Annotated in this window: 15 protein-coding genes and 1 pseudogene; 5 read left to right on the top strand and 11 right to left on the bottom strand. The window is 50.7% G+C overall.

The genetic code is table 11. From position 1 onward, the window contains the following. The 3 genes and pseudogenes from C162_RS35965 to C162_RS13425 form a co-directional block, all read right to left on the bottom strand. Positions 1-1,093, bottom strand: a pseudogene (locus tag C162_RS35965) (hypothetical protein); the annotation flags it as partial. A gap of 193 nt (positions 1,094-1,286) precedes the next feature. Further along, positions 1,287-2,468: a class I SAM-dependent methyltransferase gene (locus C162_RS13430; RefSeq protein ID WP_036694984.1), complete on the bottom strand. Its 1,182-nt coding sequence runs from the start codon at positions 2,466-2,468 to the stop codon at positions 1,287-1,289. Positions 2,469-2,525: 57 nt separating this feature from the next. Then, positions 2,526-3,188 carry a DUF6483 family protein gene (locus C162_RS13425; protein ID WP_036694983.1) on the bottom strand — a complete coding sequence of 221 codons (663 nt, stop codon included), beginning with the start codon at positions 3,186-3,188 and terminating at the stop codon, positions 2,526-2,528. A gap of 238 nt (positions 3,189-3,426) precedes the next feature. Between C162_RS13425 and C162_RS13420 the strand changes: the two genes are divergently transcribed. Then, complete coding sequence (locus C162_RS13420) at positions 3,427-3,987, top strand: ArsR/SmtB family transcription factor (protein WP_051493466.1); 561 nt, start codon at positions 3,427-3,429, stop codon at positions 3,985-3,987. Then, positions 3,988-5,292 (top strand): MFS transporter, encoded by a 1,305-nt coding sequence (locus tag C162_RS13415; RefSeq protein ID WP_051493464.1) that lies wholly within the window; start codon positions 3,988-3,990, stop codon positions 5,290-5,292. It abuts the gene before it with no gap. 179 nt (positions 5,293-5,471) lie between these two features. Here the strand turns inward: C162_RS13415 and C162_RS13410 are convergent, their stop codons facing one another. After that, positions 5,472-6,257, bottom strand: coding sequence for an alpha/beta fold hydrolase (locus C162_RS13410; protein ID WP_036694982.1), 786 nt, complete (start codon positions 6,255-6,257; stop codon positions 5,472-5,474). Between the two features lie 68 nt (positions 6,258-6,325). Continuing rightward, positions 6,326-6,853 carry a spore protease YyaC gene (yyaC, locus tag C162_RS13405; RefSeq protein ID WP_036694981.1) on the bottom strand — a complete coding sequence of 176 codons (528 nt, stop codon included), beginning with the start codon at positions 6,851-6,853 and terminating at the stop codon, positions 6,326-6,328. Positions 6,854-7,016: 163 nt separating this feature from the next. Between yyaC and C162_RS13400 the strand changes: the two genes are divergently transcribed. After that, positions 7,017-7,241 carry a DUF1128 domain-containing protein gene (locus C162_RS13400; RefSeq protein ID WP_036694980.1) on the top strand — a complete coding sequence of 75 codons (225 nt, stop codon included), beginning with the start codon at positions 7,017-7,019 and terminating at the stop codon, positions 7,239-7,241. 105 nt (positions 7,242-7,346) lie between these two features. Here C162_RS13400 and C162_RS13395 read toward each other — a convergent pair whose 3' ends face one another. Next, positions 7,347-8,066 (bottom strand): pirin family protein, encoded by a 720-nt coding sequence (locus C162_RS13395; protein ID WP_036694979.1) that lies wholly within the window; start codon positions 8,064-8,066, stop codon positions 7,347-7,349. A gap of 323 nt (positions 8,067-8,389) precedes the next feature. Between C162_RS13395 and C162_RS13390 the strand changes: the two genes are divergently transcribed. Together C162_RS13390 and C162_RS13385 are read left to right on the top strand one after the other, a co-directional pair. Then, positions 8,390-8,893: a YtxH domain-containing protein gene (locus C162_RS13390; RefSeq protein ID WP_036694978.1), complete on the top strand. Its 504-nt coding sequence runs from the start codon at positions 8,390-8,392 to the stop codon at positions 8,891-8,893. Positions 8,894-9,021: 128 nt separating this feature from the next. Further along, positions 9,022-9,351 carry a DUF5665 domain-containing protein gene (locus C162_RS13385; RefSeq protein ID WP_036694977.1) on the top strand — a complete coding sequence of 110 codons (330 nt, stop codon included), beginning with the start codon at positions 9,022-9,024 and terminating at the stop codon, positions 9,349-9,351. A gap of 92 nt (positions 9,352-9,443) precedes the next feature. Here C162_RS13385 and C162_RS34365 read toward each other — a convergent pair whose 3' ends face one another. From C162_RS34365 to C162_RS13360, 5 genes are all read right to left on the bottom strand, one after another. Then, positions 9,444-10,391 (bottom strand): WG repeat-containing protein, encoded by a 948-nt coding sequence (locus C162_RS34365; RefSeq protein WP_051493463.1) that lies wholly within the window; start codon positions 10,389-10,391, stop codon positions 9,444-9,446. A 127-nt stretch (positions 10,392-10,518) separates the two neighbouring features. Then, on the bottom strand, positions 10,519-11,289 hold the full coding sequence (locus tag C162_RS13375) for a sigma-70 family RNA polymerase sigma factor (RefSeq protein WP_036694976.1): 771 nt from the start codon (positions 11,287-11,289) through the stop codon (positions 10,519-10,521). Continuing rightward, on the bottom strand, positions 11,286-11,738 hold the full coding sequence (rsbW, locus tag C162_RS13370) for an anti-sigma B factor RsbW (RefSeq protein WP_036694975.1): 453 nt from the start codon (positions 11,736-11,738) through the stop codon (positions 11,286-11,288). Before rsbW ends, C162_RS13375 begins: the two co-directional genes overlap by 4 nt. A gap of 18 nt (positions 11,739-11,756) precedes the next feature. Continuing rightward, positions 11,757-12,095, bottom strand: a complete 339-nt coding sequence (locus C162_RS13365; protein ID WP_036694974.1) for an STAS domain-containing protein — start codon at positions 12,093-12,095, stop codon at positions 11,757-11,759. A gap of 97 nt (positions 12,096-12,192) precedes the next feature. After that, positions 12,193-13,863, bottom strand: a complete 1,671-nt coding sequence (locus C162_RS13360; RefSeq protein ID WP_036694973.1) for a response regulator — start codon at positions 13,861-13,863, stop codon at positions 12,193-12,195. Positions 13,864-13,879 lie beyond the last annotated feature (16 nt).

The following is a 13,879-nucleotide window of genomic DNA, read 5'->3' as shown; positions in this document are numbered from 1 at the left end:
CCGCGCCCAGCCATGCGCCGCGCGACTCGCTGAGCAGCAGCGCGGCGGCGTACGGGAAGAGCGGCAGCAGGCGCGCCGCTCTTAGCCAGTGCGCAGCGGACCAGGTTCTGGTCCGCTCTCCATGGGTGCCTGCACCTCCACCCACCTTGCCCGCTCTGCTGACACCAGCACGCGCCGAACTATTGCTGCACGTACCCGAACCCTCTGCACCTACCTCACCCGCTCCACTGACATCCATACGCTCAGCATTATTTCCCGCATCCGCACCTTCTGCACCTAACTCATCTACTCCGCTGACACTCGCACGCACCGCACTGCTGCCTGCATCTCCCTTATCTACTCCGGCTACAGCCACGCCTCCAAGCGCACCATTCTTCTCCCCATCCTCTGCTTTCCCAGAATCTCCAGACCCGAAGCTATAAGCGGCAGCAAACAGCCGTTCCAGCAGATACACAGCCATCACCGCACCAAAGGCATTCGGATACTGAAGCAGCCCTGCCAGCCTCGCACCAGTGGCACTGACTCCGGGAGATTGGGTATACGCCACCGCATAAGGAACCGGGAGACCTCCGCAGACCGCCAAAAGAGCCGACAAACTAATAGTGATTCCAAGCATATGCCACACTGCTGCAAGAAGAGTTCCTCCCCGACGGGTTCTTGCCGCCAACAAAGCGAATGTCACAAAGCTAGTGTAGAAGCCTGAGCGCAGCATTTCATGTAGTGTTCCTTGCGCAGATACAGGATTGCCCAGTGCCTGGATAGCATACAAGAGACAGAGTAGCAGACAACCGCTGAGTAACCCCCATACAGCCAGCCCCCTCCCTCTACCTGCACTGCCAGCCAGCTCCCGTATATTCTCTCTGCGTTCAGACTGCTCCTCTACTTGTACCCCTCTACCACCCGCCATATAGATAAGTAGCAATCCCAGTAAGACTCCGCATAAGCCAAACCACACCGTCAGGAACAAATACATCTCCCCGGTGAAAAAGAACCCTCTCAGCACACAGGCCGCCATCCCCGCTGCTGTTAACGCCAACCCGCAAACCAAAGTAACCAACCAATCACTTTGCCGTCCATACCTGTTCACCCGCATCCTAAATCTCCTATTGCTCATGATGCTTAACAGTCTGCCCATATTTACCGGAAATCAGAAGAGGCAGCCAATCCGCACGAGTTAGCTCACACGCTCAATTGAGGAGCACTATCCAGCCTCGAACCGCAAAAAAACAGCCGCCCCCATCAGGAAGCAGCCGGTCTGTCATACCCTAAACTATTCAACACATGAATTAAGCTTCCAGACTGCCGGCGGGCAGCAGATCGGAGCAGACGCGCTCCAGGTAAGGCTTGGCACCGAGGAAATCGCGGAATGCGGTGTATTCGCGCCATTTGGCAGCCTGGTCACCGCTGTCGCTGCGGACGGCGCGGATCAGGATGTTCTTCGGGGTATGCTCCATGTCGATGAATTCCAGCAGCTGGCTGCGGTAGCCCATCAGGTCCAGCAGCTTCGCCCGGATTGCATCGGTGGCGAGCGCCGAGAACCGCTCCTTCAGGATACCGTGTGACAGCAGCGGATTCAGCACCTCGCTCTCTACCTGTGCGAACAGCTCATGCTGGCAGCAGGGTACCGAGAGGATCACCGATGCGCCCCAGCGCACCGCCTTCTCCAGTGCAGCATCGGTGGCGGTATCACAAGCATGCAGCGTGACCACCATGTCCACTTGATCCAGCTCATTATAGTCCGCGATATCGCCCACCAGGAACTTCAGCCGGTCATAGCCCAGCTTGGCAGCCAGCGCATCGCAGTGTGCAATGACATCCGCCTTAAGATCAAGGCCGACAATATTCAGCTCCCGCTGCTCGCGGACGGCGAGATAGTGATACAGCGCAAAGGTCAAATAAGACTTGCCGCAGCCAAAATCCACAATCGTCAGCGGGCGGCCTGCCGGCAGATCACCCAGCACATCCTGAACCATCTCCAGGAACCGGTTGATCTGGCGGAACTTATCATATTTTTTGGCCAGTACCTTGCCTTCGCTGTTCATAATGCCAAGCTCGACCAGGAACGGCACCGGCTCCCCCTCCTCCAGCACATACTGCTTCCGGCGGTTGTGGGCCAGATCTGGCGCTTCCTGCTTGCTGGCTGATTTGGTCAGAATAGATACCTTATATTTCTTGCTGATCAGCACCTGGTAGTCGGCACCGGCAGTACAGAGCAGACCTTGGCGGAAGGTATCCCTCAGCAAGGAGAGCATCTCTTCAGCGGCATCCTCTGCCGGAATGTTACGATGTATGGCCTTAGGGCCGATATAATAGGCAAACTGATAATGCAGCTTTCCTTTTAGCTCCACAGGCTTGACCTGCACTTTATTGTAGGGGGCATCGCCCTTGCTGCGCAATTGGCTTAGTGTAGCCGTAATCAGAGTACGGCCGGTCATCACTTGCTCGATCAATTCCTTCAAAGCTTCCAAATGGGTACATCTCACTTTCGGGTTTATAAAATAGAGCACGTAGTCTCCTGAATATCGTTACATTATAGCATTAACCGTCAGCTTGCTCCATTCTTCCCTGCCCTGCTGCACTTCCTCTAACGGAAGACTGCCCTGAGCTAACTGCTCCGGACTTAAAAGCAGCAGCCGTCCATACAGCTCCCTGCCTTCCTCCGCTACATTCTCCCCCTGCTCCCAGAGCCTGTAGAGACTGTTCTCCGCCTTGGCGTAATGTCCCAGAGATTCGTGGTAAGTCATTAGGAGGCGTTCGGTCTTGGCGGGCAGGCGGTACGGCTCCACCTCCTCCAGCAGCTCATTGATCTCTTCCGTCATGTTCAGCAGCTCACGGTCCGCACCATGAAGACTGGCATATATGAATAAATGCAGGGAACGCATCTCCCTGAACAGGGCTGCATCCCGGTCTCCTTTGGCCGTGTAAATCCCGCCTTCCTCCTTCAGCAGCCGGGCTACCCCTTGCAGCTTGTCGGCCTCAAGCACGCCCCCAAGACGAAACATATCGATAATATCCTCTACGGACAACGAATTGAGCAGACGCGAATTCAGACGAAAATGCCGCATCAGCAGCTCATCCACTTCCCACAGGGCCTCCGTTGTTTTTTTATCCTGCTTCAAGGTCAGCACCTTGGCGACCATAGCTGTCATATCCTCGATCATCCGCACAATATAATCTCTCCGGAACATACTTAGCTCCTTTCGTTACGCAACTGCTTCTCTTCTGTATCCTCTGCTTGCTGTTGGACTCATCTTAAACCATTCGTCTCTCCGGCGCCACTCTGCGGAGTTAAGTCTTGACCCCACTATAATGATGAACTATAATCCAGCTAATCGATCTGTAATACAGATCGAACTATTTTACAGATTGAAACTTGGATACAGACTGTATACATGTTAATACGGACCTTACATAGGAGGCTTATTGATGACCAAGCCAATCGGCAAAATGCAAGACTCCATCACAGCGGCCGTTTCAGGTCAACCGGATCTGCAGACAAGCAACCAGCTTTTGAACGTTACGCCGGAACAGGATAAACTGCTGGAGAGCGCCTTACGGATTAAGATTATGCACACGCTGTCGGCAGAGCCGCTTACATCCAAGCAGGTTGCGGAGAAGCTGAATAAGACTCCGGGTAATATTCACTACCATATCGTCAAGCTCTATGAGGGCGGTCTGCTGGAGCTTGTCCGCACAGAAGCCGCAGGAGGAATCATTCAGAAATTCTACCGTTCCAAAGGTACGATGTTCCACCCGGAGGCGCTTCGCAGCCTTCACTTCCGCAAAGAAGACCAGACCCGGCATTTCACTACCAGACTCACTCTCTCTCCTCAGGAGCTTGCGGAATTCCACCAGGAGCTACTGCAGCTGATTACCGCCTGGGAGTCCAAGGTAACGGAAGGTGAGGAATACGGTGTGGAAGTGATGATAGGCCGGCTGCAGTCTGCCGATGCTGCTTCGCAGCCGGAAGAGGAGGCACAGCAATAGATGAGCACCATTGGCCCTTCCGGACAACGGAAGCATCATCTACTTGAGGGCTTCGCCGCCCCTTTCCGGCAATCCCGCGCCTTTCCTTACCTGTGGCTGGGACATTTAGTTTCTTTTTTGGGTAGCTCGGTAACAATGGTTATCCTGCCTGTCCTGGTCTATTCCCTGACCGGCTCCACCACCATTATGGGGATGGTCATGGCCGCCTACATGCTGCCTAATGTAATCATGCTGCCGGTCTCCGGACATATTGTCGACCGCTACGACCGTGTACGGATTATGATGCTGGCCGATATTGCCCGGTTCATCGTTATGATTACGACGGCTGCGCTGTCCTTGACCGGAGTGCTGAGCATTCCGTTTCTCTATGGACTTGTTGCCTGCTACGGCCTGCTGGATGGCTTATTCCAGCCCGCCTACGCTGCCGTCCGCGCTACCGTATTCACTCCGGATATCCGCGTAGCAGCGAATTCTTTAACTCAGATCACAACCCAGTCCGTGCGGCTGATCGGTCCCGCATTAGGGGGACTGCTGATTACCCACCTGTCCGCAGGCTTCGGCTTCGGAATTGATGCCTTCACCTATCTTATCTCCCTCATCTGCCTGGTCTATCTGCGCAGAGTGATGATGACCCGGCTGCAGTCTGCTGCCGCTGAGACTGAACTCCCGGCTAAGCCTGCCGCCAGGACCTCTCCCGCTCCGCACTGGAGGGAGGATTTCGCCGAAGGAATACATGTTCTGCGCAGCCAGCCCTGGCTCTGGATTACAATTCTCGCCTTCTGCTTCGTCAATATATGTTATACGGGCGTAATCAGCGTCCTTCTTCCTTGGCTGTTCAAGGTCCATCACGGCTGGCCTCCTTATCTCTATGGCCTGGCCGTTACGTTCTCCGGTGTCGGGGCCATAGCAGCCGGCCTGTTGTACGGCCTGCGGCCGAAATGGAATCACCGCGGTATCCTGGCTTACGGCGGCGCCATGATCAGCGGGGCTGCTCTGCTGCTGCTCCCGTTCGCAGGCACTCCGGCAGCAGCCGTCACTTTATTTGCCGTGGAAGGCTTCGGATTAATGATCTTCGGGCTGATCTGGGAGATCAGCCTGCAGGAGCTTGTTCCGAAGGAAGCCTTCGGACGGGTAGCCAGTCTGGATATGTTCGGGTCCTTCGCCCTGCTGCCGGTCGGATATATCTTAGTCGGCTGGCTGGCCGACCGGATCGGAGGAGTACCGACCATTATTATTTTTTCCGGCCTGGGCCTCTCCTGTGTTGCCCTGGTGCTGTGCGTTCCGGCGATCCGTAAGTTTCAATAGAATCCAGCCAAGTAGAAACGGCTTAGCCGTCCCTTTAAAGGACGGTACCGTTTCAGCGAGAAATAGAAGGATAATTTATCATGTGAAACATATAAATTCTTATATTTGCACAACAAACAGAAGGCAGCACCCGCGGGAGAGCGGAAGTGCTGCCTTCTGTCACTAATGCCTGATGTAGTTTACTTCTTCACAGGCGTATGCACGAAATCCTTAATAATCTTCGCCAGCTGCTCCGGTGCTTCAAACATGCCCATATGGCCGACACCCGGGAGCGTCACCTTGGTGATGTTCCGGTTGTCTGAAGTGAACGTACGCTCCGGTGTCACCTTCGAATCCTCTGCTCCGGCAACCAGCAGCACTGGAAGCGCCGTTGCCGAGATTACATCGCGACGGTCCGGGCGCTCACGCATCGCCAAGGACGCGCCAACCGCGCCTTGCGGCGGAGTCTTGTAGCCAATCTCCTTGGCACGTTCCAGCAGCTTGGGTTCCACTCCAGGGGCAAAGAGTCCAGGCACCAGCTGATCCACAAAAGCAAAGATGCCTTCGCTCTGGATCATGGTGACGCTCTTGAGCCGGTTCTCCTTGGCCTCTTCACTGTCCGGATAACCGGAGGAATGAATCAGCCCGAAGCCCTTCAACCGGGAGGCATGGCGCTGGGCAAACGAAAGGGTAATATAGCCTCCGAGCGAATGTCCCAGCAGATAACATTCTTGAATCTCCAAGGCATTCAGCAGCGACAGCACATCATCAGCCATCTGCTCGATGGTATAGGCTCCAAGCGGAGCATCCGAAGCCCCGTGCCCGCGCAAATCCGGGGCAATGACACGGTAATGGGCAGTCAGGCTTGGAATCACCTTTTCCCAGTACTCGGCACTCCCGCAGAATCCATGCAGCAGTACGATTACATCCCCTTTGCCTTGATCACTGTAGCAGATGTTGCTTCCCTCGCATCGAACATTTTCCATGGCTGCTTACCCTCTTTCTATGTAGTGGTCTATATTAATAAGCTAGAACAAGCTGATTTGAAACGCTCTCAATCCATAAGTCCAAATCCCTGGGCGGCTGCCTTGGCAATCTGATCTGCCATAACCATTACCCGGTAGAGCGGGGTAGTCTGTATCGTACGGTAAGGGCGCGGGCTGTTCACATCAACGATTGCTGCCAGACTGTAATTTCCTACAGCAGGCAGGAGTCCTCCTACCGATTCTGCCGGACGCAGCGGCTGCGCTGCCGCAAAATAGCAGCCCAGTGCGGCCGGCGGTCCCAGACAGGCATCGACAGCGATAATAATCTGCCCTTCCGGAATCTCTGTTATCCGCTGAATCAGATTATCCGCATCACAGGGCGCCGGAAGCGTACCCGTTACATTCGGAAATCCGTACTCCAGCAGGCGGCTTCCCGTGAGCGGCCCCAGCGCATCTCCGGTGGAGCGGTCTGTTCCGATACAGAGGAAGGTCAGCTGCTCAGCAGAATACACGTCTGCGATCCTGCGGAAGAAAGCCGCCAGCTCCCCGGCATCCATTTTACGCCGTTTCCTGCTCTCTTCTTCTCTGATGGCCAAAGACTCTCTCCCCCTTACTCAGCAGCCTGTTATATTTACCTTTAATTTAACATGTTTGCGTGATCTGGACAAAAAAAATGGTCATCCCCTGCCCAAACATGTTAAGATATTTGAACTATACCAGTTCAAATTCTATATTACTCAGGAAGGACGGTTAGACTCAATGGATTTGTCGAACCCAAGCCAGGAGAACGTTGAATATATGATTGAGGGAATCAAAAACAAGCTGAAAATGGCCAGTGCTGCTGCAATGCAGGCGTCAGCCTTTTCGGTGGAGCAGTATGAGGATATTCAGGATATTTACGAGGTGGCAATGGGCAGTGACCGGCTCAGTATCTCCCAGGTGGAGGCGATTGTCTCAGAGCTTGGCCGCCTGCGCAAGAAGTAGCACCTGCTCAGAAAGCCCTTCAGCTTCATTGTCCATAAGACGGGACGTTGGTGCTGAAGGGCTTTTATGTGCTGCAATAATAATCTTGCTGTCACGCTCCGGCTGCTATGGGAGATCAATCAGAATAAATTCTGCATCCCCTGAACTGCTTATGCCTTTGAGCGTAAGCTCGCAGCTCTTACGGATACGCGCCGCATCCCCCTGTTGGAGCTGGAATGTACCATCCGCGCATGAGATCTCCAGATTCCCGGAAATAACATACAGATGGGTGCGCCGCTCTTCCTGCTGGGGATAACTCACCTCCCGGTTCGTCTGCAGAATGGACAGGTAGATGTTAACATCATTGTCCAGTTGAAGCGAGCCCTGAGTCCCTCCGCCTGAAGCCACAGGCAGCAGATGGTTGAGCTTAAGCTCTGCCGGGAAGAACCGGGCATCCCATTTCGGGGTCTTTCCAGGCCGGTCAGGCAAAAGCCAGATCTGCAGGAACCGGACATCCGCATGGCCTGACGGATTCGTCTCCGAATGGTTAATGCCTGTTCCTGCGCTCATCAGCTGTACACTTCCTGCCTGCAGATCTGCATGATTCCCCAGATCATCCTGATGCTTCAGCACACCGGATACCACATATGTGATAATCTCCAGATCATGATGCGGGTGCTCATGCATGCCTTGCTCCGGCTTCAACTCATTGTCGTTATGCGCCAGCAGGGCACCGAAGTGGGCGTTGCTGGGATCATCATAATCGGCAAAGGAGAAGCTGAATTCACTGTGTATCCATTCTCTATTCGAAGTATGACGCTCGGCTGCTGTGACTACTTTAATCATAATGCTGCACCTCCATAGATGTTGTTATTTTATCAATATCCTAAGCAGGGGAATGAATGCTCCTCAATATGAGATGTATATAGGCGCTATAATTTACTATTTCTTACCCCCTTCCCTTCGTGATCAATCAAACTTGTAAAGCCGCAAATTCTTCGGAATTAGGTTAGAAAAGCACGATTTTGACAGCGATGCTTCTTTATCCTCCGGCAATCTTTGCCAAGCTATTCCGCTGTTTCAGCCGATAGCCCAAAGTTTATATACGAAGTAAGAACATTCAGGCTAACCTGAATTTGAATGACAATTCTGATAAGGAGTGATTGATAATGAATAAAGCAGAGAAGGAATTTCCGGTAGAAAGCGGCAGCACGTTCTTTAAAGGGATCTTCATCGGCGGTCTGCTCGGAGCAGCAGCGGCCCTGTTATTCGCACCGAAGCCAGGGCGTGAGATGCGCAGTGACCTGTCCGACAAGCTGACTGTAGCTACGGACAAGACTAAAGAGGTCGCAGGAACGGTAACGGATAAAACTAAATCCTTGGCCACAACAGTTAGCGAAAAGGCTACCGATCTGGCCGGCACAGTATCCGCCAAGGCCTCTGATATCTTCACAACAGTTAGTGACAGCAAGCAGCAGATTGCAGCCACTCTGGCCGAAACAGGTAAAAAGATTGGCGAAACAGTTACGGATGCTTCCAAGGATATTTCGGAGAACGTGAAGGATGCCTCCGGCGAGGTAGCCGACAAGGCAAAGGATGCTTCCAAAGAAGTCGCAGACGAAGCGAAGGATGCTAAAGAGGAAGTTAAGAATACTTACAAATCTTCTTATTAAGGCCGGGTCTCTGGCTGAACAGACATTCAAGAGAGCGGCCAGATCGTCTATAGCTGGCTGCTCTCTATTTATGCATGCCTTATATTCCAATAAAGCCTGGTTCAGGCTACAGAAAGCAGGTACGCCTTATGGGAGAAGCGGACAACAGAACCAAAGCTTATGACGTAGATGAGCATCCCTTCGAGCTGCGGCATGAGGTCAAACGCTTGAATGCGAGGCTCGACAAGATCGCCGACTCACTGGAGAAATCCGAGTTCAAGGATATCCTGGAGAACTATACAGACCCCAAGAAGCGGATCATCACCAATCTGATGGCCGGGATCTCCAGAGGCCTGGGCCTCTCACTCGGTACCTTTGTCATTCTCGGTATTCTTGGCTATATCCTCAGTTTGTTTCTCAACGTACCGGTTATCGGGGAATATCTTGGAGAAATCAAAAAGTATATCGATGCGAACTAAACACATTTCCCGCGCATCCCTCCTGCAGCCTACTCTACCGTGAATAGACTGCAGGATGGATGTTGCTCATGATCGCAGATTAAATAATATATTTATTTCCTTACCTCTGCTTGAACAGCACTCAATCCTTCGTTAAAGGATTCCGCTTGAATCAGCGAATACTTCGTATCAATAAACTCCCCACTAGTTTTTATTACTACCTGATATTCATTTTCAATAACAAAGGCTCTATCTTCGGTAAAATGCGAAACATTTTTAAATTTAGGTTCAATTATGAACTCTCCACTTCGATTAATATATCCCCATTTTTTACTCAGTTTCGCAGCAGATAGATCCCCTGAAATAAACTTGCCTACATCATCAAAAACAGGATCTATTACAATACTCCCCGTTTTATTGATAAAACCATATTTACTACCAACCAATACTGGAGTTAACCCGCCATTAAATCCATTTGTGTATTTATATTGAAGTGGAATTTTCAAATTTCCTTGCATATCAATATATCCATGCTTACTTCTTACATTTACTGCTGCTAGGCCCTCTGAAAAAAAAATATGAGAATCATATATCGGCTCGATTACAAAATCTCCATCGATGTTAATACACCCATATTTCCCTTCTTCATTACTGACTGTTGCAATTCCATTTTCAAAATGCATCGCTGTATCATAAATGGGATCAATGATCAAATTTCCTTCAATATCAATAATGCCTATTTTCCCGTTTGGTGCTGTTACACTAGCATATCCTTCCGAAAAATTGTAAGCGTGATCATATATTGTCGGTATAACTACGTTCCCTTCTAAGTCCATGTATCCGAATTTACTTCCATTCGTAAATAAAGCTCTACCACAATAAAAATCACCTACAAAAGAGTAATTTGTTTGTAATACGGTATCTCCCTTTACGGTAATAAATCTTGATTTTCCCTCAAAATCACATGAAGCAATGCCATTTCGGAACGAATTAGTAAAATCAAAAATAGGCTCCATGGCAAAGTTGCCGTCTCGATCAATATAACCGTATTTGTGCACCATTATTTATCCTCTCATCAAAAAATAAAACAATCCCGATACATTCAATCATCGGAATTGTTTAATGAAGTAATTTTATGCTCTATAGATAATCGGAACACTGCCCTGATAATTATAATGGCATTGATATTCAATAGGATGAATTAGCCATGATCTGCTTCAGCTTCTCGGTGGCCCGCTTTTGGATACGGGAGACACTCATCTGCGAGACACCCAGCTTTTGGGCGATAGCCCGCTGGGATTGACCATCCTGGAAGGCCAACAGCAGCACCTGCTGCTCTTGCTCCTTCAGTTGTCCGAGCGCCTGCTGGAGATCCATACGCTTCTCCACGGTCTCGTAGTCATTCGCCTCCGAGCTGATCAATTCACCGAGTGTAGCTCCACTCTCTTCCTGGGAGAGCGGTGAATCCAGAGAGACATAATGATAACATTCTCTGCCGGCAAGCACTTCCACAGTTTCCTCAACAGTAAGATCCAGGTAATGGGCAATCTCTTCAACCGCCGGAGAACGTTCGAGCCGCACGGTCAGTTCATCAATAGCCTGCTGCACAAGCGCGCCTTTTTCCTTAATCCGCCGTGGAACCTGTATATACCAGGATTTATCACGCAGGAAGTTTTTCATATGTCCAATCATACTCTTCATCGCATATGGCTCAAAGGGAATCCCCAAGCTGATGTCGTATTGCGCCAGCAGCCGGATTAACGCCATTTGCCCCACCTGATACAGATCCTCGTAGAGATCCGGACGGTTACGGGCGATTTTGCCAGCGGCCATCTTCACCATGGGTTCATATTTGCGGATGAGCACTGTTGCAATTTCATTGTCTTTCGTCTGCTGGTATTCCCAGATCAGGCTTACTGCTTCATTCATGGACTCTGGGGGAGTCACTTTGTCATTCATACTTTCTCCTCGCTGAAATTGAGCCGTTTAGTCAGGGTAACGACTGTCCCTTTCCCTGCTTCGCTAACGACGCTAACGTCATCCATTAGCGCCTGCATTAGATAGAATCCCAGCCCGCCTACCTGAACATCATTCAGCTCCTTGTCATGAAGCGTCAGACGTTCCCCGGACGCATCCAAACTATCAAAGCTCTCCCCCTCATCTTTGACAGTAATCGATAAGACACTTGATCCTACCTCAAAGATTACATCAACCATACCGTCCGCCTGCCCATAGGCATAAAGCACGGAGTTATTGCATGCTTCCGAGACGGCAACCTTCATATCTTCAATGTCTTCATAAGTGAAACCCATCTTAGAGGCAATGCCGTATAGATTAAGTCTGACAATATCGACATATTCTGCACTGGCGGGTAACTGAAGAAGTACTCTTTGTATGTCATCACTCATTCTTAGTTCGATCCTTTCCTAGTGGGAATTCTCTTGGGAGGCAAAAAATTTGGAAATGCCGGTCATGTCAAACAGCTTCTGTATTTGCGGAGGAACCTCAGCAACGGTGAACTTGACGTCCATTCCATGTCTTGCTTTGAGGATGGACAACAGGATTCCGATTCCGGTGCTGTCAATATATTTCAGATCCTTCAGATTAATTACGAGATCAAGCCCCGTGTCTCCCACTAGCGGTTCCATCACCAAACGAAAGTCAGGCGCCACAGACAGATCGAGTTCACCTACAAGATAGACAGTACATACCGAACCAACGGTTTCGGTCTTTGCGTGAAACTTTTCGCTTTTATGTGTATTCATAGACAACTCTCCTGATTAAATGTTTTCTTTACCAATAACCCTAATAGCATAGGGTTGAAACAAAAAAGAGATAATGTTGGCACTGGTAATTCATGGATCATGCGTTAAAAAGTGAGGTGTTCCGCTGGGTTGCAGGGTTATCCCTGCCGGAATATCTGGAGAGCATTTGCTTGATGCTGCTTAGCTTGAGAGGCTTACTGATGTAGCCGTCCATCCCGGCAGCGGTGCAGCGGTCCTGAATTCCCTCCATCACATTCGCAGTCATCGCAATGATCACAGTCTTGTCGGGAGAACCGCTGCTCTCCTCACGAATCAGGGAGGTTGCTTCAAGTCCATCCATCACCGGCATCTGCAGGTCCATGAAGATGAAATCATAAGCAGATTTCCGGGCCAGCTCTACAGCTTGGTTCCCGTCTTCGGCCACATCGGCACGGTACCCAAGCTTATCCAGCATGCTAACCATAAGCCGCTGGTTAATCGGATGGTCATCCACGACCAGCACTTTGCTCCGGCTTGCCTCGTCTACCCGGTCTGCTATGCCTCCCTCTTCCCGGCTGCTGCCCTCCAGCTCATGCTCCGGCACGGCCACCTGAATACTGAATACAAAGGTCGCCCCTTTCTCTTCCATCGACTCTACACGGATATCTCCGCCCATCATACTCACAAGGGATTTGCAGATGGCGAGGCCGAGGCCCGTACCTCCGTATTTACGTGTCATGGAGGAATCAAGCTGGGAGAAGGGCTGGAACAGCCGGTCACATTTCTCCGGAGAAATGCCGATGCCTGTATCTTTAACCGTAAATTCAATGACCAGCTTATTATCCGCTGCCGGCAGACTGGAAGCAACTAAATAAACGCCGCCCTGATTGGTAAATTTCACCGCATTGGCTACGAGGTTTATCAGTACCTGGCGTAGCCGTGCCATATCCCCATAGATCAGCCGCGGCAGCTTCTGGTCGATGAAATAGGCCAGCTCCAGATTTTTTTTGCCGGCTTCAGCTGAGAACAAGCTAAATACCTCCTGAACGGTGGTATGCAGCTCGAATAATTGCTCTTCCATTTCCATCTTACCCGATTCCATCTTAGTGAAGTCAAGAATATCGTTAATCACCGTAATTAGTGTGTCCGCACTTTTACGGATAATCTCTGTATATTCCTTCTGCTCAGGAGCAAGCTGGGTCTCCATCAAAAGATCAATCATACCCACTACGCCATTCATCGGCGTGCGGATCTCATGACTCATCATCGCAAGAAATTCAGTCTTAGCCTTAGCCGCAATCTCCGCTTCTTCCTTGGCTTTGATCAATTCACCGTTCATGCGCTCAAGCTCCAGCGTCTTTTGCTGCAGCTGCATGGCTTGAATCTGCTGCTTCTTGCTGGTCAGATACATATTCACAAAGCCTTCAATCTTAGACTTCAGAATTTGCGGGATAAACGGTTTGACCATATAATCAATAGCGCCGGCAGAATACCCTGCGAACAGATGCTCCGACTCCCTGCTGTTGGCTGAGATGAAGATGATCGGAATATCCTTGGTTTTCTCCCTGGCTTTAATTAATTTGGCGGTTTCGATCCCGTCCATACCTGGCATCTGAACGTCCAGAACAATCACGGCGAATTCATATTTCAATAAGCACCGCAGTGCTTCTTCTCCAGAATTGGCTTTGACAAGCTTGTAATGCTGACTCTCAAGGACGGCTTCGAGTGCCAGCAAATTCTCGGGACGGTCGTCAACCAGCAGTATATGAATCGGTTCCTGAACCCCCATAGGTCCCTCCTTACCC

Origin of the sequence: Paenibacillus sp. FSL R7-269 (assembly GCF_000517865.1) — a bacterium.
Classification (GTDB): Bacteria; Bacillota; Bacilli; order Paenibacillales; family Paenibacillaceae; genus Paenibacillus_AQ.
This window is presented reverse-complemented; position numbering and strand designations above follow the sequence as displayed.

Bases quoted from the DNA above. Each gene is read 5' to 3' on its own strand.
- rsbW (WP_036694975.1), bottom strand. From the start codon at position 11,738: ATGAGTGATGACATACAAAGAGTACTTCTTCAGTTACCCGCCAGTGCA.
- C162_RS13420 (WP_051493466.1), top strand. From the start codon at position 3,427: ATGACCAAGCCAATCGGCAAAATGCAAGACTCCATCACAGCGGCCGTT.
- C162_RS13390 (WP_036694978.1), top strand. From the start codon at position 8,390: ATGAATAAAGCAGAGAAGGAATTTCCGGTAGAAAGCGGCAGCACGTTC.
- C162_RS13375 (WP_036694976.1), bottom strand. From the start codon at position 11,289: ATGAATGACAAAGTGACTCCCCCAGAGTCCATGAATGAAGCAGTAAGC.
- C162_RS13415 (WP_051493464.1), top strand. From the start codon at position 3,988: ATGAGCACCATTGGCCCTTCCGGACAACGGAAGCATCATCTACTTGAG.
- C162_RS13360 (WP_036694973.1), bottom strand. From the start codon at position 13,863: ATGGGGGTTCAGGAACCGATTCATATACTGCTGGTTGACGACCGTCCC.
- C162_RS13425 (WP_036694983.1), bottom strand. From the start codon at position 3,188: ATGTTCCGGAGAGATTATATTGTGCGGATGATCGAGGATATGACAGCT.
- C162_RS34365 (WP_051493463.1), bottom strand. From the start codon at position 10,391: ATGGTGCACAAATACGGTTATATTGATCGAGACGGCAACTTTGCCATG.
- C162_RS13410 (WP_036694982.1), bottom strand. From the start codon at position 6,257: ATGGAAAATGTTCGATGCGAGGGAAGCAACATCTGCTACAGTGATCAA.
- C162_RS13385 (WP_036694977.1), top strand. From the start codon at position 9,022: ATGGGAGAAGCGGACAACAGAACCAAAGCTTATGACGTAGATGAGCAT.
- C162_RS13365 (WP_036694974.1), bottom strand. From the start codon at position 12,095: ATGAATACACATAAAAGCGAAAAGTTTCACGCAAAGACCGAAACCGTT.
- C162_RS13395 (WP_036694979.1), bottom strand. From the start codon at position 8,066: ATGATTAAAGTAGTCACAGCAGCCGAGCGTCATACTTCGAATAGAGAA.
- C162_RS13400 (WP_036694980.1), top strand. From the start codon at position 7,017: ATGGATTTGTCGAACCCAAGCCAGGAGAACGTTGAATATATGATTGAG.